At 39.8% G+C, this 18,631-nt stretch carries 22 protein-coding genes; 13 read left to right on the plus strand and 9 right to left on the minus strand.

Annotated elements, in window-relative coordinates:
* The first annotated feature begins 1 nt into the window (after position 1).
* Positions 2–1,105, plus strand: a complete 1,104-nt coding sequence (locus F7731_RS13950; protein WP_151535399.1) for an ABC-2 transporter permease — start codon at positions 2–4, stop codon at positions 1,103–1,105.
* Positions 1,106–1,202: 97 nt separating this feature from the next.
* Here the strand turns inward: F7731_RS13950 and F7731_RS13955 are convergent, their stop codons facing one another.
* The 6 genes from F7731_RS13955 to tatC form a co-directional block, all read right to left on the minus strand.
* Positions 1,203–2,207, minus strand: a complete 1,005-nt coding sequence (locus F7731_RS13955; protein ID WP_246197215.1) for a cation diffusion facilitator family transporter — start codon at positions 2,205–2,207, stop codon at positions 1,203–1,205.
* 161 nt (positions 2,208–2,368) lie between these two features.
* On the minus strand, positions 2,369–3,556 hold the full coding sequence (locus F7731_RS13960) for an FtsW/RodA/SpoVE family cell cycle protein (RefSeq protein WP_151535401.1): 1,188 nt from the start codon (positions 3,554–3,556) through the stop codon (positions 2,369–2,371).
* Positions 3,557–3,851: 295 nt separating this feature from the next.
* Entirely contained in the window at positions 3,852–4,442 is a 591-nt protein-coding gene (locus F7731_RS13965; protein WP_151535402.1) for an undecaprenyl-diphosphatase, read from the minus strand.
* A gap of 42 nt (positions 4,443–4,484) precedes the next feature.
* Positions 4,485–5,132 carry a DUF1232 domain-containing protein gene (locus F7731_RS13970; protein ID WP_151535403.1) on the minus strand — a complete coding sequence of 216 codons (648 nt, stop codon included), beginning with the start codon at positions 5,130–5,132 and terminating at the stop codon, positions 4,485–4,487.
* A 159-nt stretch (positions 5,133–5,291) separates the two neighbouring features.
* Positions 5,292–6,410 carry a putative lipid II flippase FtsW gene (ftsW, locus tag F7731_RS13975; RefSeq protein ID WP_151535473.1) on the minus strand — a complete coding sequence of 373 codons (1,119 nt, stop codon included), beginning with the start codon at positions 6,408–6,410 and terminating at the stop codon, positions 5,292–5,294.
* A gap of 328 nt (positions 6,411–6,738) precedes the next feature.
* Complete coding sequence (gene tatC, locus F7731_RS13980; protein ID WP_151535404.1) at positions 6,739–7,476, minus strand: twin-arginine translocase subunit TatC; 738 nt, start codon at positions 7,474–7,476, stop codon at positions 6,739–6,741.
* A gap of 374 nt (positions 7,477–7,850) precedes the next feature.
* On the opposite strand from tatC, the gene F7731_RS13985 reads away from it, so the two are divergent.
* The 11 genes from F7731_RS13985 (at position 7,851) to F7731_RS14035 (ending at position 14,997) form a co-directional block, all read left to right on the plus strand.
* On the plus strand, positions 7,851–8,153 hold the full coding sequence (locus F7731_RS13985) for an urease subunit gamma (RefSeq protein ID WP_151535405.1): 303 nt from the start codon (positions 7,851–7,853) through the stop codon (positions 8,151–8,153).
* A 208-nt stretch (positions 8,154–8,361) separates the two neighbouring features.
* Positions 8,362–8,685 (plus strand): urease subunit beta, encoded by a 324-nt coding sequence (ureB, locus tag F7731_RS13990; RefSeq protein WP_151535406.1) that lies wholly within the window; start codon positions 8,362–8,364, stop codon positions 8,683–8,685.
* Positions 8,682–10,394 (plus strand): urease subunit alpha, encoded by a 1,713-nt coding sequence (gene ureC, locus F7731_RS13995; protein ID WP_151535407.1) that lies wholly within the window; start codon positions 8,682–8,684, stop codon positions 10,392–10,394. Before ureB ends, ureC begins: the two co-directional genes overlap by 4 nt.
* 10 nt (positions 10,395–10,404) lie before the next feature.
* Positions 10,405–10,860 carry an urease accessory protein UreE gene (gene ureE / locus F7731_RS14000; RefSeq protein ID WP_151535408.1) on the plus strand — a complete coding sequence of 152 codons (456 nt, stop codon included), beginning with the start codon at positions 10,405–10,407 and terminating at the stop codon, positions 10,858–10,860.
* On the plus strand, positions 10,853–11,539 hold the full coding sequence (locus tag F7731_RS14005; protein ID WP_151535409.1) for an urease accessory protein UreF: 687 nt from the start codon (positions 10,853–10,855) through the stop codon (positions 11,537–11,539). The genes ureE and F7731_RS14005 overlap by 8 nt, the downstream gene beginning before the upstream one ends.
* Positions 11,540–11,572: 33 nt before the next feature.
* A complete protein-coding gene (gene ureG / locus F7731_RS14010) occupies positions 11,573–12,184 on the plus strand; it encodes an urease accessory protein UreG (protein ID WP_151535410.1) in 612 nt (203 codons plus the stop codon).
* Between the two features lies 1 nt (position 12,185).
* On the plus strand, positions 12,186–13,010 hold the full coding sequence (locus F7731_RS14015; RefSeq protein ID WP_151535411.1) for an urease accessory protein UreD: 825 nt from the start codon (positions 12,186–12,188) through the stop codon (positions 13,008–13,010).
* 130 nt (positions 13,011–13,140) lie between these two features.
* Complete coding sequence (locus tag F7731_RS14020) at positions 13,141–13,620, plus strand: hypothetical protein (RefSeq protein ID WP_151535412.1); 480 nt, start codon at positions 13,141–13,143, stop codon at positions 13,618–13,620.
* Between the two features lie 243 nt (positions 13,621–13,863).
* A complete protein-coding gene (locus tag F7731_RS14025) occupies positions 13,864–14,460 on the plus strand; it encodes a DUF421 domain-containing protein (RefSeq protein ID WP_151535413.1) in 597 nt (198 codons plus the stop codon).
* Positions 14,461–14,605: 145 nt separating this feature from the next.
* Positions 14,606–14,800, plus strand: coding sequence for a hypothetical protein (locus F7731_RS14030; RefSeq protein WP_151535414.1), 195 nt, complete (start codon positions 14,606–14,608; stop codon positions 14,798–14,800).
* The gene (locus tag F7731_RS14035; protein WP_151535415.1) at positions 14,800–14,997 is read left to right on the plus strand and encodes a YwbE family protein; all 198 of its coding nucleotides are present in this window, start codon (positions 14,800–14,802) and stop codon (positions 14,995–14,997) included. The genes F7731_RS14030 and F7731_RS14035 overlap by 1 nt, the downstream gene beginning before the upstream one ends.
* Positions 14,998–15,048: 51 nt before the next feature.
* Here the strand turns inward: F7731_RS14035 and F7731_RS14040 are convergent, their stop codons facing one another.
* The 3 genes from F7731_RS14040 to F7731_RS14050 are packed head-to-tail and all read right to left on the minus strand — an operon-like array spanning position 15,049 to position 17,161.
* Positions 15,049–15,396, minus strand: coding sequence for a VOC family protein (locus F7731_RS14040; RefSeq protein WP_151535416.1), 348 nt, complete (start codon positions 15,394–15,396; stop codon positions 15,049–15,051).
* On the minus strand, positions 15,393–16,430 hold the full coding sequence (locus F7731_RS14045; RefSeq protein ID WP_151535417.1) for an S-adenosylmethionine:tRNA ribosyltransferase-isomerase: 1,038 nt from the start codon (positions 16,428–16,430) through the stop codon (positions 15,393–15,395). Before F7731_RS14045 ends, F7731_RS14040 begins: the two co-directional genes overlap by 4 nt.
* Positions 16,427–17,161 carry an SDR family NAD(P)-dependent oxidoreductase gene (locus F7731_RS14050; protein ID WP_151535418.1) on the minus strand — a complete coding sequence of 245 codons (735 nt, stop codon included), beginning with the start codon at positions 17,159–17,161 and terminating at the stop codon, positions 16,427–16,429. Before F7731_RS14050 ends, F7731_RS14045 begins: the two co-directional genes overlap by 4 nt.
* A 210-nt stretch (positions 17,162–17,371) precedes the next feature.
* On the opposite strand from F7731_RS14050, the gene F7731_RS14055 reads away from it, so the two are divergent.
* Positions 17,372–18,586 carry an eIF2A family protein gene (locus F7731_RS14055; protein ID WP_151535419.1) on the plus strand — a complete coding sequence of 405 codons (1,215 nt, stop codon included), beginning with the start codon at positions 17,372–17,374 and terminating at the stop codon, positions 18,584–18,586.
* The last annotated feature ends 45 nt before the right edge of the window (positions 18,587–18,631 follow it).

Below are 18,631 nucleotides of genomic sequence, written 5' to 3' on the forward strand. Positions count from 1 at the left end.
AATGAAACAGTTTCGTAAGCTCTTTGAGGCAAATTTCAAATCAACGTTCCGCGAAAAAGCAGTATGGGGCTGGTCTATCGCATTTCCCGTTTTGCTTATGGTTATTTTCCTAACTATATTTGGTGGTTCCAGTGATGGCGAATCAACCTTTGAGGCTCATATTGTAACAGTTATGGAAGAGCCTAATGAAATAGCTGAAGGATTCCAATTCATCCTCAAGCAAATCCCAGTACTTACATGGGAAAAGGACTCTCCAGTTAGCCGAACAGTGGCTGAAGAGTGGCTAAAAGAAAAAAAGATTGATGCCGCTATTGTGCTTCCAAATAATTTTGAAGCAAAGAGTGTAGAACTTCTATTAAATAAAGAAAAAGAAAATTCCATACTAAATCAAGCCATGGGCGGTATTCTTAACGGTGTTTTACAAGAAATGAACTATCGAATAGCAGATATAAGTCCTCAGCTTTCTTTGCAGACGAACTATATTTCATCTGGTAGCGATCAGCTGAAATATGTGGATTTCCTTTTTACTGGAATGATTGCATTATCCATCGGGCAAGCTGGGCTATTTGGTATGGTCGGTATGATTGAAATGCGCCGTAATGGGCTTTTAAAACGCTTAATGCTAACCCCTATTTCTATGGGTAAATTTGGTCTAAGCCAGACGTTAGTTCGCCTTATTCTGTCCATCATTCAAATTATCCTTCTTACTTGCATTGGCGTATTCTTTTTTAAAGCTTCTTTACATTTAAATATTCTTTCTTTTCTCATCGTCTTTATCATTGGAACGATTACCTTTTCTGCTTTTGGCTTTATGATTTCAGCTTTTACGAAATCAATGGACGGCTATATGGGGTTAGCGAATATTTTCAGCTTACTTATGATGTTCTTAAGCGGAATCTTTTTCGAATTATCCATACTGCCTAGCTATGTTAAACCCATTGCGGTCATCTCCCCGCTCACTTACTTTGCTAACGGGATTCGTGACAGCATGGTTTATGACATCGGCATTATGAACTCGGGCTTTTGGGTAAATATCGGTGTGCTTGTATTATGGGGAATCGTAACATTTGCTGTTGGGGCAAAGTTTTTTAAGTGGAGAGCCTGAATGAGACTTGAGACTAAGGACAGATTTCTATCCCTAGCCTCATCATAAAAATCCGAGTCAATATGGAACTCGGATTTTTATCTATTTCTCACGATTGTCATTTTGTCAATCCATTCAAGCTTTCTCGGGGCCAATCCTGCTTTTCGTCATCTTCAATAATTCCTAGAGTCACATCAGTTATATCTGGATCTGTCAACAGTTTATCCTGCACTCGAAACTTAATATCGTCTGCAACAGAGAGGGCGAGCCCCGGTCTTAATTCAATGATTCCCTCAACATGGTAATACCGGCCTTCCTGCAATATTCGAAGAGCACTTATATCGGTGACTTCCGAATCACTAAATATCGCATTCTGAACTCTATCCACTATTTCCTGCGGAGCGGCTACTCCAATTAGGCCGACCATATTATCATATCCAACTCGAAATGCGACGCCGATCATGAGAAAGCCGATAAGAATTGTAGCTATCCCATCAATTGCTAGAAAGCTTGTAAAAGAGGTCACAACGACTGCCATTAACGCTAAAAATGCACCTGTAACCGCCACGATATCTTCGTAAAAAACTAAGCGTGTGGGCGGTGCCGCTCTGCCGACATTTTTCAATGCTCCTGATACAATCCCCAAGCCATTAATATTTTCAACTCTTGCTTCTTTTAATATCTCTTTCATTGCCTTCACTAAGATCGCACCATCGATTACTAGGTTGATGATTAACACAATCATACTAATCCAAAATCCTCCTGTATTTTTTACAGGATGTTTAAGTAAATGCCAGCCTTCTTTAATCGTTTCATAGGCCATGATGGTGACTACTATAACAGCAATCATACAGAAAATATTGATGACCCTGCCAAAGCCAGTAGGAAATTTGCGAGTCGGTTTTAACTCAGAAAGGACACTGCCTACAAATACAAATCCTTGATTGACTGCATCCGCAAGAGAATGCATCGTAGAGGCAAACATCGCTCCATTCCCGCTGATAACAAAGGCAATGGCTTTGGCTCCTGCTATAATTGCATTCCCAATGGCTGCAACGGCAGAGGATTTATTTCCCTTTTTAATAAGTGCAAATACTTGATTGTTATTTGTCCTTTCCTCCACTGTAACGCCTCCAAGAACTATTTTATTTATATTGTTCTTAAAAATGCAGATATTAAACTGTAGTTTTCTTAGAGACATTTCAAGGATTTTGGAGTTGGCTAAATCAAAGGGACGGTTCTCCTGCTTCAGAAGCAGGAGAACCGTCCCTTTGATTAGTCCACTTAAGAGTTTTCATTTTTATTCGAAAACATATACTGTCCATACGTTTTTCTAATGGATAAGATAATCCCCATTATGATCATATTGGAGAATAAGGAGCTTCCTCCGTATGTTAAAAAGGGCAGAGAGATTCCTTTAACAGGCATAATGCCGATTACCATTCCGATGTTTTGGAAAATTTGAGCCGTTAAACTAAAGGCAATTCCTGCACAAATATATGTGCCAAATGGGGTTTCCGAGGAGTGCCCGATGATCACAATTCTGTACATAAGCAGAAAGAACAAGGTGACAACGATAGATGCAAGAACAAATCCTCCCTCTTCGGCGACGGTAGCAAAAATAAAATCGGTATGCTTTTCAGGGATGTACACATTCCCTTGCATCAATCCTTTACCAAACATTTCGCCGCTGCCAACGGCTAGTAGGGACTTCCCCGCTTGATAGGCCTCATTACTATTTCCTGTCGGGTCTAGCCAGCCGATCACTCTCTCCTGTTGGTGGGGTTTCAGTAAAGGGATTAATTGTTTATAAATCACATCCGGCTGAAAGAAATACAAATATACGAGCAATCCTACAAAAAGTAGAGAGGAAATAATAAACCCAGCAAGTATCTTTTTATTGATACCTGCCAAAAACAGCATGCTTCCAATGGCGATCAAGTATAACATAACCATTCCCGTATCGGGCTGTGAATAAACAAACAAAGAAGGCGGAATGGTCACTAAGAGAATTTTTCCTACTAATAATAAATCAGTGCTCAATGTTCTATAAGTATGAAGAGAATTATGTTTAGCCATGATCCGGGCAGCAACGAGAATCAAGGCGATTTTAAAATACTCAGATGGCTGAATCGAGCCTACAATCGGGATCTGAAACCATCTTTTTGCCCCATATACCGGATAGGCAATTGATTCTGGAGCAATCTTCAAAAAAACAAGGGAGAAAAAGAAAACGATATAAGACGGCCAAGCAATCCGTTCAATCTGATCCATATCCAGCCTGGCCACAATGAATAAAAGAGCAAACCCGATAAGATAATTAACCCCCTGTTTCATGGAGAAATTTTGAGCACCATATTGTCCCGTTTGCTGACTGCTATAAATAAAAAATAAGCTTACAATAAAAAAAGAGAGCAAAATAAAAAGAATTGTCCCATCTAATCTTCTATACCAATTTGTTTCTGAATTCATTCTTTCCACCATATCGTGAGTATTTACCAGTTAGAAATTCCTGCCATCCTTCTCAAAAGGTTTATTTTTAGGAACGACCGGTATTTTGTTATAAAGTGAAACTTCATTCAGTGGAGCGTAATTTCCCCACTGAATGTTAGTTGAACTTATCACGCTCAAAGCGCCACGTCCTCCCAAAAGCCTTGCTTTTGGTGGTGCGATGTATTACTGCCGTAGTATTCCTTGTCCTATGGCTCTCGCCTGACTTGGACTTCGTGTCCGTCGTCGGGCCTTTACGGACAGTTGGACATCCCGCTTAGAATTTTTTGCTTTCTCTACTTCTTGATGCGGATGTCTTAGTGCCCGTTAATCGGCGATAGATGCTAATAATTGTGCTTGGAATAGGCTTAAGAAAAGGAGAAAGCTTATAAACTAATAAGCTAGCTGCGATACCAACAACGATACTTCCAAGCACATCAAACGGATAATGATGTCCTACGTAAATACGGGAAAATCCTGTTAAGGCTGCAAACAAAACAGCCGCAATGCCCACTTTTCTATTCCATAATAAAATACCTAATGCTAAGGCAAACGCCCCCGTCGTATGATCACTTGGAAAAGATGCATCCGCTGCATGCGGGATTAACATATTCACCGAATGAGTAACAAACGGACGAGGTTCGAAATAAATCTGACTAATAATAAAATTAATAAACAATCCTAGAACTCCAGTAAGAGTAGCATAGACAACCGTATATTTATTTTTTTCATTGCCAAAAAACCACATAGACAATAAGACGAGTGCAAAAATAATCAAGGCTTTCTCCGTAACAAACACCATGAACTGATCCATGAACGGGTGATTCCCTGCTAGCTGATTAATTGCTTTAAATAATTCATAATTCATCTATACATCCCCACCTCTTCTTTTTTCATAGCTGCATAACGACTATTTCGCCTTGAGGCCACCTAGCACAAGCTTTACCGCAATGGCATCATCCAAATACCCAACTGGAAGAAGATAATCGGGAATCACATCTACTGGGAAAATAAAATATAACAAGGCGCCTCCGATTATCGCCAAATGTTGTGGCGATGCCTTCATTGAGCAAAATTCATCAAACATATTCTGCAATTGGTTGACAATCGGTCCTACACTGCCTAACTTTTTTACTTTTTCCTCGAAACCAATTAGAATTGTTTCTTTCCCCTCTTCCGTCTGGGAAAATTGCTGATATGTCAGTAATTCGTTTTCCACACTTTCAATCGAAAACTTTTTATTTACTAGATTCGTAGATTCAAGGATATATTGGACACTTTCAGCCGATTGGTAAATATCATTTGCATAGACCTTTTCCTGCTTTTCCTCATTTATATAACCAGCTGCCGAAAATAAAGCCGCAGCCTGCACATCTAAGCAATCTGCGAACTTTTGTAAATGGCCAGGAGTGGCTTTTCGTTTGCCGTTAATGATCCGTGAAATCGTTGCCGTATCAATACCAGTGAGCGCACTAAGTTTTCTCATGGAAAATGATTTCTGTTTTAATAAATCTTTTAATACGGATCCAAGTCGATCGTTTTTTTCACCTTCAGACATACCCAGCTTCCTTTCATTTTGGCTTAGTTAAATATACGCCATATGCGCATTCATACGGCTAAAAACAACCACAATCACTACATATTTAGTACTCTATTTCAAATACAAAATAACTATTTAAACGATCACTAAAAAATATAATCGGATATTGACAATTTGTCAATTAGCCTCAACACTTGGATGTTTTTTCTTATTTTCTACTTTATTCGTATAACGCGACAAATTTACCAAAATACCCGCAGTGATTAGCATCATAATTAACGAGGTACCACCGTAACTAATAAACGGGAGAGGAACACCTGTAATTGGGAGAAGACCGCTGACCGCTCCTAAATTAAAGATCGCTTGGACAATCAATTGAAAAGTAAGCCCTATTGCTAACAATTTCGGAAATGGCTGAGTAGAATATTGAGCAATACGAATCCCACGATACATGATAAAAAGGTAGGAGCAAATGACGATCAATAATCCAAAGATTCCAAGCTCCTCCATAATAATCGACATGATAAAATCCGTATGAGCCTCAGGTAGATAGCCAAGCTTCTGAATACTATTTCCTAACCCTCTTCCCCAAAACCCGCCAGATGAGATTGCATAATAGGAATTAACTAATTGGTACCCATTTCCGTCTGGGTCAGCAAAGGGATTGTGAAAGGAAAAAAGTCGCTCCAAACGATACGGACTCGTCACTGCAAGGAAAGCAATTCCCCCAAGAGCGATACTTCCTAATAAAACTAGATGGATCTTTCGTGCTCCCGAACAAAACAAAATAAACCCGCAAGGTAAGAGGATGATCGTAGCCGTTCCTAAATCTGGCTGTTTCAAAATAAGCATGAAAACAAGACCTAAAATAAAAAGCGGAGGCATGACACCCTTCCAAAAATGATCAATATATTCCTGCTTTTTCGCATAAATATAGGCAAAATAAATAATCATCGCGAGCTTAACCGCTTCGGTTGGCTGGAAAACAAACGATCCGATTTGCAGCCACCTTTGCGAATGATTCCGTTCCACCCCTATCCCAGGAATCATCACAGCGATCAAAAGAATTATGGATAGAATGACAAAAATTGGACTCAACTTTCCGTATACGCGAAATGGAAAGATGCAAGTGAAAGCAAATAACACTAATCCGATCCCGAAAAATTGCAATTGCTTCGTAAAAAAATACCTAGGGGGATCGAGATCCCATATTGCTAAAGGGTAGCTTGCACTAAAAATCATTATTAGCCCAAATAAGCTTAAAAAAACGACAGCTATCACTAATAAATAATCCATTTTTTTGAAAAAACTCAAAGAATCCCCTCCCTTTCTTGCTAAAAGTTGAAGTCCCGCCTCGAAATTTCTCTTGATTCGGCACGCTCACATGGACGTAATGAGTATTGAGCCTAAAAGTAAAAAGAGCCTTTATTTCCCAACAAGGAGAGATAAAGGCTCATTTCAATAAAAAAGAGATTATAAAAAAAATATTCACAGCTATTCGCACAACTGCCTAGCCTAATGAAATCCTATATGTATGTGTCTAAGTATAATATAAGATTTCGTTGTTAATTTGTCAATGATACTTACATATTAGACAACATTTTACGAAACTAATAGGAATAGATCATAGATCATTTTCCGGCTCCTCTTGTTCATGTCTCTTTCTTCGTTGATAGACCATTTTTGATAATAGGATACTAATTTCAAATAATAGAATTAACGGGATAGCTACCAAAATATGCGAAATGAACTCGGGTGGTGAAATCATACTAGCGATGATAACCAGAATGAAATACACATACTTTCTGAATCTGACAATTTTATACGGATTGATTAAACCTAAAGTCGTTAAGAACATGGAAACAAGCGGTAATTCAAAAGCAATACCAAAAGGTAGCGTCATATTGATTAAAAAACTAATATATTTTTCCGCTGTAAAGGAAGCAGTCATTAAGTCTTCTCCTAAATTAAGTAGAAACGACATGATATTAGGAAAAATAAAATAATAGCCAAATGCTAAACCGCCAAGAAACAGAAAAAACATCGGGGGGATATACAATAAGGCAGCTTTTCTTTCTAACTGCTTTAATCCCGGCTTTACAAATAGCCAGAGTTGCCATGCTGTAACAGGGATTGTGCCAGCTAAGGCAATGACTGTTGCGATTCGGAAGTAAACCCACATAATATCGCTTGGTCCGAGAACAATTAGTTTATAATCAAGATCCCCCAGGAAAAAGAGAAAGATATCTTTAACAAAAACAAATCCTACTACAAGAAATATCATGAAAGCCAAAACGGAAATTATTAATCTTTTTCGTAATTCATCCAAATGCTCAACAACATTCAGTTCCTGATCAGCCAAAGGGTCCCACGCCTTCCTCTTAAAATCATATGTTTTTACTTAGTGCATTATATAACATTCAATCCCTTATATCTACCAAGCATTATTTTGAAAAAGTACGGGCAGCTACCTCTCATCAATTTTTTCTTTTCACGAAAAGTAGGTCAAATTTCCTGTTTTTTTGCCCCAAAACCGTACTTACGCAAAAAAATTTCTTCCCCGAAGCCTGTCCCCTTGTCTGGAATCTTTTCTTTATGCTATTATCCATCTTAGAGGGGTAAAACCGCGGTTTTAAAGGAAATTTATTGACAGTATGATAGTTTTTAAGGAAAAACCGCCGAACTCCCTAAATGGGAGTTTTTTATTTTTCTATACTAATAGAGGGAGGTTATAGAATGCACTTATTGCCGCGTGAAATTGACAAACTCATGATTGTTGTGGCTGCGGATCTTGCCAGACGCCGGAAGGAGAGAGGATTAAAATTAAACCATCCGGAAGCAGTAGCCCTTATTACCTATGAAGTAATGGAAGGGGCAAGAGATGGGAAAACAGTCGCCGAGCTTATGGAGTATGGCGCGACTATTCTATCAAGAGAAGATGTCATGGACGGAATCCCTGAAATGATTAACGATATTCAGGTTGAAGCGACGTTTCCAGATGGAACGAAATTAGTCACAGTACATAGTCCAATTCGATAAAGAAAACTTGCCGATTGGCAAGCCTTGAAAAGGCGAAGACAGAGGTATAGTTGCACTTATCGCGCTCATGGCCGCCACGTCCTGTGGCATTCGCCCGACTAGGACATCCTGTCCGTCGTACTTAATTCCTAAAATTAGAATCTACGTCGAATCAACTTCTTCGCTGACAATTTATATTTATTAACGTATAAACAAGGAGGATATGTCAATGCAGCCAGGAGAATACGTCCTAAAAGAGGATGATATTATCATTAATGAAGGTAAAGAAGTCTTTATTATTTCTGTAACAAATACAGGGGACCGCCCTGTTCAAGTAGGCTCGCACTTCCATTTTTACGAAGTGAACGATGCTCTTCAATTTGAGAGGGACAAAGCTTACGGGAAAAGATTAAATATTCCTGCCGGAGCTGCTGTACGCTTTGAGCCTGGAGATGAAAAGGAAATCCAGCTTATTGATTTTGCCGGCGAACGCCGCGTATACGGTTTCAATAATAAAGTAGATGGCTCATTAGAAAGTGGGGAAAATAAATGAGTTTTAAAATGTCCAGAAAACAGTATGCTGAAATGTACGGGCCAACAACTGGCGACTCCATCCGTCTAGCAGATACTGACCTTTTTATTCAAATTGAAAAAGATTATACAACTTACGGAGAAGAAGTAGTATTTGGCGGCGGGAAAGTGATTCGTGACGGTATGGGGCAACACCCTCTAGCAACACGCGGTGAAGGTGTAGCAGATACAGTCATTACAAACGTCGTTATTTTTGATTACACAGGAATATATAAAGCAGATTTAGCGATTAAGGATGGCAAAATTTCTGGCATCGGAAAAAGTGGAAACCCGCTTATTATGAACAATGTTGATATTATCATTGGTGCTTCAACTGAAATTATTGCTGGAGAAGGCTTAATCGTGACAGCTGGTGCCATCGATACGCATGTGCACTTTATTAATCCAGAACAAGTGCAAACAGCTTTAACATCTGGTACAACAACATTAATTGGAGGAGGAACAGGTCCGGCAGCAGGATCACGGGCTACAACAGTTACTCCAGGCGAATGGAATATTCATCGCATGTTAGAAGCAGCTGAAGGGCTTCCTATTAACGTTGGCTTTACAGGCAAAGGACATGCAGCATCCATCGCGCCTTTAGCGGAGCAAGTAAAAGCTGGAGTTATTGGATTAAAGGTACACGAAGATTGGGGAGCAACTGGTTCATCCCTTGACTATGCTTTAAAAACTGCAGACGAATATGATATTCAAGTTGCCCTGCACGCAGATACATTGAACGAAAGTGGATTTATGGAAACGACAATGGCTGCTGTAAAAGACCGTGTACTGCATATGTATCATACAGAAGGAGCTGGCGGAGGACATGCCCCCGATTTAATCAAATCTGCGGGATACCATAACATCCTGCCCTCATCAACAAACCCAACCCTCCCTTATACCGTTAATACAATTGACGAACATCTTGATATGGTCATGGTTTGCCATCATTTAAACCCTTCTGTTCCGGAAGATATCGCGTTTGCCGATTCAAGGATTAGAAGAGAGACCATTGCCGCGGAAGATATTCTTCAAGATATGGGTGTGTTTAGTATGGTCAGCTCTGACGCTCAGGCGATGGGCCGCGTTGGAGAAGTCGTCCTGCGTACATGGCAGGTCGCTGATAAAATGAAAAAGCAAAGAGGCATTATGCTTGGTGACAGTCAATATGCAGATAATAACCGTGCGAAACGCTATATTGCAAAATATACGATTAACCCAGCGATTACACATGGAATTTCCAAACATGTCGGTTCAATCGAAATTGGGAAAATGGCAGATTTAGTGATCTGGTCACCAAACTTCTTTGGCGTAAAACCTGAAATGGTTCTTAAAAATGGGCTTGCTGTTACTGGGCTCATGGGGGATGCAAATGCTTCAATCCCAACTCCACAGCCTTATATTTACAGACCGATGTATGCCCAATTCGGAACAGCCTTATCGAAAAGCTCAGTAACCTTCATCTCTCAAGCTGCCTTTGATGATGGTGTTCATGAAAAGCTTGGACTGAAAAAATTGATTCTTCCTGTTGGCGGAATTCGGACTCTATCTAAAAAGGATATGAAATTAAATTCCGAAACACCTGATATAACCGTAGATCCGCAAACTTATGAGGTTAGAGTTAACGGTGAGCTGCTAACATGTGACCCAGTGGATACAGTGCCAATGGGACAGCGATATTTCTTATTCTGAGGTGAAAAGATTGATAATTGAAAAGGTTGTTACAAACATTGAAAAGATGGATCAAGAAGAAATAAAAAAACGCCATATCGAAAAAGTTTACTTAGAAAGTGCACATTTAGTGAAACGTATTCAAAGAGTAAAAACGGATCATGGCAATGAGCTCGGCATTCGCTTAAAAGAACCAAAAGACCTTTTAGCGGGCGATGTCTTACACATGGACGATAAAAATATGATTATCATCGATGTGCTGACAGATGATCTGCTTGTCATCAGCCCTCGAAGCATTAAGGAAATGGGTACGATCGCTCATCAACTTGGGAATCGCCATCTCCCAGCTCAATTTGAGGAGAATGATATGCTCGTTCAATATGACTATTTAGTTGAAGAGCTGCTGCAAGAGCTTGAAATTCCTTATAAACGAGAAGACCGCAAAGTGAAGCAAGCATTCCGCCATATAGGTCATAGTCATGGATAATCGGATTCTATCATTATTACAGCTATGCGACTCGAATTTTCCTACAGGTGCTTTCAGCCATTCCTTTGGCTTAGAAAGCTACATCCAGGAAGATAAAGTGAAAGATTCAAAGACTTTTTACGAGTGGCTCCAAGTTTATTTGCATGAACAGCTGATTTATACTGATGGGCTTGCTTGCCGTATGACATTTGACGCTCTTAGTGCAGATGATTTGCAAAAAATTTGGGACCTCGATCGTCTTATTACTGTTCAAAACTTGCCGAGAGAAACTCGGCAAGGAACACAAATGATCGGAACACGAATGCTCAAGCTCACAGAATCTCTCTATGAAATGCCTATTCTTGCGAAATATCACGAGAGAATTACAAAAAAACAATCATTCGGCCACCCTGCTATCGTTTTTGCAATGGTTGCTCATGGCCTTGGAGTTACAAAGCAGGAGGCCATTCTTTATTATTTGTATTCAGCTATTTCCAGTCAGATTCAAAACGCGGTCCGTGCCATTCCGTTAGGACAAACAGCCGGACAAAAGATTACCCATCAATGTCAATCTGAACTAATGCAGGCAGTGGAGAAAATCCTTCAGCTTCCTGAAGAGGATTTCGGCATTGTGTCCCCAGGATTGGAACTGTCACAAATGAATCATGAACGCGTAAATATAAGAATTTTTATGTCTTAACTTGATTAATATGCAATAAAGGAAGTGTTCTATATGGAAGCAATTAGAATCGGAGTTGGAGGTCCTGTCGGAGCAGGAAAAACAATGTTAGTCGAAAAATTAACCCGACATATGGCAGATGAAATTAAAATGGCGGTTGTTACGAACGATATTTACACAAAAGAGGATGCAAAGTTTTTAATGCAAAACGGAGTATTGTCAGAAGATCGCATCATTGGTGTTGAAACTGGCGGATGTCCTCATACAGCGATTCGTGAAGATGCATCAATGAACTTTGCTGCGATTGATGAGCTAGTTGAGCGCCATCCAGATCTTGAGCTTATTTTCGTAGAAAGCGGCGGGGATAATCTAGCAGCCACTTTTAGTCCGGAATTAGTAGATTTCTCTATTTATATTATTGACGTAGCCCAAGGGGAGAAAATTCCTCGTAAAGGCGGACAAGGGATGATTAAATCGGATTTATTCATCATTAACAAAACAGACCTTGCTCCGTTTGTCGGTGCGAGCCTTGAAGTCATGGCTGAAGATACAAAGGTTTTCCGTGGAGATAAGCCATTCTTCTTCACAAACTTGAAAAAGGATGAAGGTCTATCTGATGTGATCGACTGGATTAAGAAGCATGCTTTATTAAAAGGATTAGAGTAAGATGACAAATTGGACAGGCGTGTTATCTTTAGATCTTGAAGACAGACAAGGAAAAACGGTCGCGAAAAATGTGTACTTCCAAGGCGCATTTAAAGTCATGCGACCGGTTTACCATGATAATTCAGGACAGGTTTGCTATTATCTTTTAAACCCGGGCGGCGGCTATTTAGACGGCGACCGGTATAGCATGAAATTCTCGATTGATGAAGGCGCGAAAGCAACATTAACAACCCAATCGGCAACAAAGGTGTATAAAACGCCAAATGATTATGCCTATCAGGAGACAGAAATGATCCTAAAGAAAGGCAGTTTTTTAGAATATCTCCCCGATCCTTTAATTGCTTATGAGCATGCCCGCTATAAGCAGAAAACGGTCGTTCATATGGAAAAGGGAGCAACATTTCTTTATACAGATATTTTAACTCCTGGGTGGTCACCAAGTGGCGATAAATTCACCTATGATACGATTCAATTATTAACAGAGATTTATTTGGATGGAGAGCTTGGCGTTTTCGATCATATTAAACTTAACCCTGCCCAGCAAAAAGTAACCGAATTAGGGTTTATGGAAGGATATACTCATCTAGGATCGATGATGGTCATCGGTGATCAAACGGATAACGATCTTCTCGATGAAATATATCAAATGATAAAAACGGAAGAGGCAAACATTAAATTTGGCTTATCAAGGCTTGAGGTGCCCGGATTTAGTGTGCGCGTCCTAGCTAATTCGACCCAAGTAATCGAACGTATTTTTGCCGATTGTCACCGGCTCATTAACGAAAAATGGTTTAATCGTACTCCTCAATCTTTAAGGAAATACTAAAGCTAACGGCCCAGTTCGATAAAAAGAATCTGGGCCTTTTTTTGGTAATTCGCTTCCTCTTGTTGCATTGAATGAATATATAGTTTAAGCTGAAAAATAACTTTAGGAGAAGACTACGAGGAGGCTAAGAATGCCTGAAGAAAAAATGGAAAAACCAGTAATTGAAGATTTTGAGGTAGAAACACTTTACGAGGACCGTCCACATGAGCGTCATGCGTTCACATTTAAGGTTGATGGGGATGAATTTAAAGGGCATTACCATGAGGGCGAGATCATCTGGCTCCACCCACACCCTAAACAAATGGTTGGTGAAAGTAAAGTAGCCAAGATTGAAGCGGCGATTCAGTCATTAATGAGTAAATATGGGATTACAAGCGGGATTGAAGATTTCGAATTAATGCCAGCCTTTGAAGATCGCCTGCACGAACGACAAGCATTTACGATGCAAGTTGATGGGGAAGAATTTAAAGGCTTCGTCCACGAAGGTGAAATTCAGTGGTTCCACCCGCAGCCAATGCAAAAGCTCAGTGAAGACCATGTTGAGAAAATAGAATCAGAAATTCATGAGATAATAGCTGAACATACACAGAGCAATATTGAAGAAGATTAATGCAATTTGTATGGGAAAATCACTAAAAAGAAGGCATTTGTTAATAAAACATGCCTTCTTTTTTTGTTCATTTAGAAAACCATATTTTTTGTTTTTAATGAAAGGCTACCTTCTTTTTGTTCACTCTTTTCATAAAATTTTTCAATAATTGCGTGGTTCCAAATTATGTATACAATAGAATATTTAAGAGAAGCTAACCATGAGTTCAAAATAGCTTGCCTCATATCAATAAGGAGTTTTCATATGGATTACAATTTAATTTGGCAAACCATTCTCATTTTTGCAGTTAGTACTCTACTTTTAAGATTTGGCGGAAGAATGTCTATTTCGCAAATGACCATTCCCCAAACCGTTATTCTGATCTCATTTGGAACATTAATTATTAAGCCAGTAACGGGAAAGGGCTTATGGACAACCTTTGTCGTTGGTTTCGTATTCATTCTTTGCCTAGTTATTTCGGAATACATTCAATTGAAATTCAATCGCGCCGAAACTGCCATTTCAGGTAAAGCGATACCCGTGATCGAAAATGGAACATTAAATGAGTTGAACTTAAAAAAGCTTCGTATGCCTGTCGATGAATTAGAATCGAGACTTCGCCAATCAGGCATCTCTGCTATAACCGATGTGGAATTTGCCACGATCGAACCAAGCGGACTATTAGGTTATTCATTGAAAAAAGAAAAACAGCCTGCGACAAAAGAAGATATTCAAAACCTAATTCAATTGATTCAAAATGGTCATATAAATCATCAAAGCACCACACCCTCCAAACAAGATAATATATTTATTGAAACTTTAAAAAATCACTCGTCAGACTCACCCACTCACCTGCAGTGAATATACGGGAGGGCTCTCCTCCCTTTGTTTCCTTTTTTCTTGATTGAAGAAACGCTTTGATAATTTTCCCCTGTTATTCTTTCCCAAACTAGTGAAAATAGATTATACTAAATTCACTATATTATTTAAAAAGGCGGAATTTCCTATGACTGAAAACAATCAATCCGAAGCACCTAAAAAGAAAATTAGCCTGCAGGAGGCAATGAAGCAGCAGCTTGAGAAGAAAAAGAATCAGAACTCATCTGGTAAAGGAAAAGCAAATGGCGATTTATCGACCAAAAAGCTAAAAAGCCAGCAAACAAAAAAAGCGAGCAATACCCGCAGAAAAATGGGCAGCTAATGAATGGACAAAATCGTAACGACGTAATGCCAGGACTGACTGTTGAAATTGTTTTAAAAGCGGACCAAAAAACAGGGAAGCTGACTAAAGGCATCGTGAAGGATGTTCTCACCAAATCGAACACTCATCCCCACGGCATTAAAGTTAGGCTCACAGATGGACAAATTGGGCGGGTGCAGAAAGTTTATCCTAATTAATGAAGTGAAAAAGCATTCGAGGCCAGTACTCTGAATGCTTTTTCATTTTTATTATTGAATTATCTCAATTACTTCATTATTAAGACCCTCATAAAAAACGGTAATCCAGCCATTTTCCAACTTGTATGGTCCTTCTGATGGGTTAAGACCCTTCTCTATCAAACTTTCCTTCAAAACCTCCAAATCCTCCACCCCCCATGAAAGATGAATAGAGCTCGAAGGGACTAGAATTTCTCCTGATTCGATTAGTTCGATCCTTACCTCTTCCTTTTTTAGAAACGCAATTTTCTCCCCGGGCAACGTTAAATATTTCTCTACTTTAAAATCGAACATCGATTCATAAAACTGAATCGCGTCTGCTAAATGACGGACTTGAATGCCTGCATGATGCCACTTCATCTTTTCGCTCCCATTGGCAAAATCAAATTCATATCGCCAAACTCGTGCCAAAGATACCCTTCATCAAGTGCCTCCCTGTAAGCCTTCATAAGCAGATTTTCATCCATAATAGCTGAAAGCATATCAAGATGGCTTGCTTCCGGTTCATGAAAACCTGTAATAAGTCCGTCAACAGCTTTCAGGGGGTACCCTTTTTGAACATACAAACTCGTAATCCCTTCCATCGCTTCAACTTTGCCAGCTTTATTAACAGCTGTTTCCAATGCCCGAACGACGGTTGTTCCTACCGCAATGACACGTCTATTATTTTTTTTCGTGTTGTTGACCAATTCTGCCGTTTCCTCTGGAACGCAAAATACTTCAGCATGTTTGCTTGGATTTGGCCAGCGGTCGTTTCCATAATAGCCTAAACCTGTATGAAGCTGTAGAAAAGCGATGTTTATTCCTTTTTTCTTCAACTGATTAAGCAACATCCATGAAAAGGCTCTTCCAGCAGAAGGCATTTCCACAGAGCCCGGAACAGAAGCATAAACAGTTTGATACATCTCTAACGGCCAAGGGGTTTCAATATATTCATAGTGCAGCGGCTCTCCGTATCGATAAATCGCATCAATCAGTTCTAATCCGCTTTTCGAAAAGGTAAGGGTAACTAACGGTGCCTCGTTTCCTAATCCAGTAATCGTCGCCGTTAGGTCTCCAGGTAAATGAATCTTTTCTCCGACTGATAACTCTCCTTCTATGATGAGAGCTTCCCATTTACTTTCAGATAACTTTCGGGATAAACGAATTTCAATTAATTGCCTGCCCCTTCTACCTCTTAATACAGCTGGAAGAGTACGGCTATTATTTAGGACGAGCAAATCTCCCTCATGCAAATAAGTATCTAGCTCGTAAAAATGATGATGGAAGCTTTCCCCCGTTTTTGAATCAAGCGCCATTAAACGAACTTGATCGCGCTGTATTCCTCTATATTCGGCAGGCGTATTTGCATTTAAGTGTTCATGGACTTGGAATGGACGTGCAGTGAGCGTCATAGTTGGGACCCCCTTTTTTCTTCTAAAATCGCTTGTGCCTCAAATCTCTTTCCATTCACTTTCACTGATTCGCTTAATGCAAGATGGACAAATACGTCCGCAACCTCATGAGGATTTCCAAGCTCATAGTCACAATCCAGAACCGCAATCGCATGCATTTCTGTATCCATTTCCCCGGGGTCAACCATCCCGACACTTACACCTGTATCCTGTAGCTCATCCGCCCATGTTTGCGTTAATCCTTCCACGGCAAACTTAGAAATCCCGTAAGCACCCCATTCGGCAAACCCTGTCTTCCCCGCTTCCGATGTAACATTTAAGATCCGTCCTATATTTCGGATTAACATGCCTGGCAATACACGCTTCGTGACAAGGAAAGGATTCACCACATTCGCTCTAACCACTTCAGCAAAATCATGATCCGGATAATCAGCCAGCAGCATCGGACCCGGTCCAAATACTGAAGCATTATTAATTAAAATATCTATCCTTCCGAATGTTTCCTCAACAATCGATACAAAACGATTAACATCCTTTACATTAGTGACATCTGCATCCACCGCAATGACCTCTGCCCCAATCTCGCGTGCTTCTTGCTCAACCTTGCGCAGCATCGCTTCCCCTCTTGCACAAATCGCGAGCCGCACCCCTTGTTTAGCAAATGCCAATGTTAGTGCTCTTCCAAGACCTTTCGATGCGCCTGTAATGATAACAACCATTTTATTGTTCATATGAATCTCTCGCTTTCTTTAGTTTTCTTACTTTTATTTTAGAAAAAGAGAGCGCTCGTGAAATCGGAAAGTTGGATGAAAGCTTTTACGGAAATGGTTGGAGAGGGGTCTACGACTTTTGGATGAGAATTGCATTTTGCAATCCAGTTGCACTTAATCATAGAATTTTAGCCATTGATACGGACATCCTATGCTAAGGAGGGATGATGAATGGCATTGAGGATTTTATTATCAATCATATTTATTAGTTTTCATTTTTCAATGGGAGCTTCAGCTGAAGTTCCGCTTAAAGCTGCTTTTATACGGGATCATCAGCTGTGGATTATAGAGAGCGATAAAGAAGTTCAACTGACAACAGGCCGCTATGTATACTCTCCAAAATGGTCAATGGACGGACGCTTCATTGCCTATTTGGATGGGGATGAGCAGCAAAAGAATACATATTTGTATGTGTATGATTCAAAGAAAAAGGAAATATACCAGCCATATGAAACCATTGAAACGAGAGATTTTAAATGGTCACCCATATCCAATCAGCTTGCTTACAATTCAAGGGGAATCTTAAACGTGACCAAGACAAAAAATGGACGGCCACAAGGCTTTGAGAACGTCTCACTTGGCGTTAGTGATTTTGAATGGTTTCCCAATGGAAAAGAATTTATCGTTTCATCCCAATCTAATTTGCTTCCCACCGGATGGCAGCCTATTCATCTTTTTAAAGTGGCAGCAGATGCCAATTTAAATGTGAATAAAATTAAGCCATTTTATACGATTCAAACAAATGATCAATTATTTGCCATCGATGCTGTTTATTTTAAATGGAGTGCAGACGGGAAATGGGTAAGCTTTCTAGCCATGCCGACTGCATCGATCTCCAATGATAACAATACATTATGTGTTCTTTCATCAAAAGGGGACCACTTCCAAGTGATTGGTAAGATGCTCTGGTATGAAAACTGGATCAAATGGGCTCCTGCCAAAAATCAACTAGCCTTCATATCAGGTGAAGGGAGATTTTGGGTTGAAAACAAGCATGCAACCATTGCCGACATTCCCGTCATGAGCAAACGAAAGGAATATACCCCTAAAGGCTTTGTCGACCTTGATATCGAATGGGTCTCGCCAGACCAGGTCATTGTTGCCCGTGCAAAAGAAAACAAAGAATGGAAAGAAGGACCTGTCCCAACGATGTTTACAGCTCTTTACGCCATTAATATTATTTCAGGAGAACAAAAGCAAATTACCTTTCCAAAGAAAAATGAATTGGATCATGCCCCTCAAGTCATCGAATCAATGATTACTTGGTATCGAAAGACGGATAAGGCAGACCAGGGGGATGTGTGGGTGACAGATGGAGTGAATGGAAAAGAACATCTGTGGTTGAAAAATGTGGACTCTGCTCCGGTATTTTTTCAAAGAAAGTAGAAAGGAAAGGGTTTTTACATCAATTCCCCCTCTCCTTGTCCCAAC

Source organism: Cytobacillus depressus, assembly GCF_008923245.1.
GTDB lineage: Bacteria > Bacillota > Bacilli > Bacillales > Cytobacillaceae > Cytobacillus > Cytobacillus depressus.

Bases quoted from the DNA above. Each gene is read 5' to 3' on its own strand.
- ftsW (WP_151535473.1), bottom strand. From the start codon at position 6,410: ATGGATTATTTATTAGTGATAGCTGTCGTTTTTTTAAGCTTATTTGGG.
- F7731_RS14045 (WP_151535417.1), bottom strand. From the start codon at position 16,430: ATGACGCTCACTGCACGTCCATTCCAAGTCCATGAACACTTAAATGCA.
- F7731_RS14050 (WP_151535418.1), bottom strand. From the start codon at position 17,161: ATGAACAATAAAATGGTTGTTATCATTACAGGCGCATCGAAAGGTCTT.
- ureG (WP_151535410.1), top strand. From the start codon at position 11,573: ATGGAAGCAATTAGAATCGGAGTTGGAGGTCCTGTCGGAGCAGGAAAA.
- F7731_RS14040 (WP_151535416.1), bottom strand. From the start codon at position 15,396: ATGAAGTGGCATCATGCAGGCATTCAAGTCCGTCATTTAGCAGACGCG.
- F7731_RS13965 (WP_151535402.1), bottom strand. From the start codon at position 4,442: ATGAATTATGAATTATTTAAAGCAATTAATCAGCTAGCAGGGAATCAC.
- F7731_RS14020 (WP_151535412.1), top strand. From the start codon at position 13,141: ATGCCTGAAGAAAAAATGGAAAAACCAGTAATTGAAGATTTTGAGGTA.
- F7731_RS14025 (WP_151535413.1), top strand. From the start codon at position 13,864: ATGGATTACAATTTAATTTGGCAAACCATTCTCATTTTTGCAGTTAGT.
- F7731_RS14005 (WP_151535409.1), top strand. From the start codon at position 10,853: ATGGATAATCGGATTCTATCATTATTACAGCTATGCGACTCGAATTTT.
- ureC (WP_151535407.1), top strand. From the start codon at position 8,682: ATGAGTTTTAAAATGTCCAGAAAACAGTATGCTGAAATGTACGGGCCA.
- F7731_RS14030 (WP_151535414.1), top strand. From the start codon at position 14,606: ATGACTGAAAACAATCAATCCGAAGCACCTAAAAAGAAAATTAGCCTG.
- F7731_RS13985 (WP_151535405.1), top strand. From the start codon at position 7,851: ATGCACTTATTGCCGCGTGAAATTGACAAACTCATGATTGTTGTGGCT.
- F7731_RS14015 (WP_151535411.1), top strand. From the start codon at position 12,186: ATGACAAATTGGACAGGCGTGTTATCTTTAGATCTTGAAGACAGACAA.
- F7731_RS13970 (WP_151535403.1), bottom strand. From the start codon at position 5,132: ATGTCTGAAGGTGAAAAAAACGATCGACTTGGATCCGTATTAAAAGAT.
- ureB (WP_151535406.1), top strand. From the start codon at position 8,362: ATGCAGCCAGGAGAATACGTCCTAAAAGAGGATGATATTATCATTAAT.
- F7731_RS14035 (WP_151535415.1), top strand. From the start codon at position 14,800: ATGAATGGACAAAATCGTAACGACGTAATGCCAGGACTGACTGTTGAA.
- F7731_RS13950 (WP_151535399.1), top strand. From the start codon at position 2: ATGAAACAGTTTCGTAAGCTCTTTGAGGCAAATTTCAAATCAACGTTC.
- F7731_RS14055 (WP_151535419.1), top strand. From the start codon at position 17,372: ATGGCATTGAGGATTTTATTATCAATCATATTTATTAGTTTTCATTTT.
- F7731_RS13960 (WP_151535401.1), bottom strand. From the start codon at position 3,556: ATGAATTCAGAAACAAATTGGTATAGAAGATTAGATGGGACAATTCTT.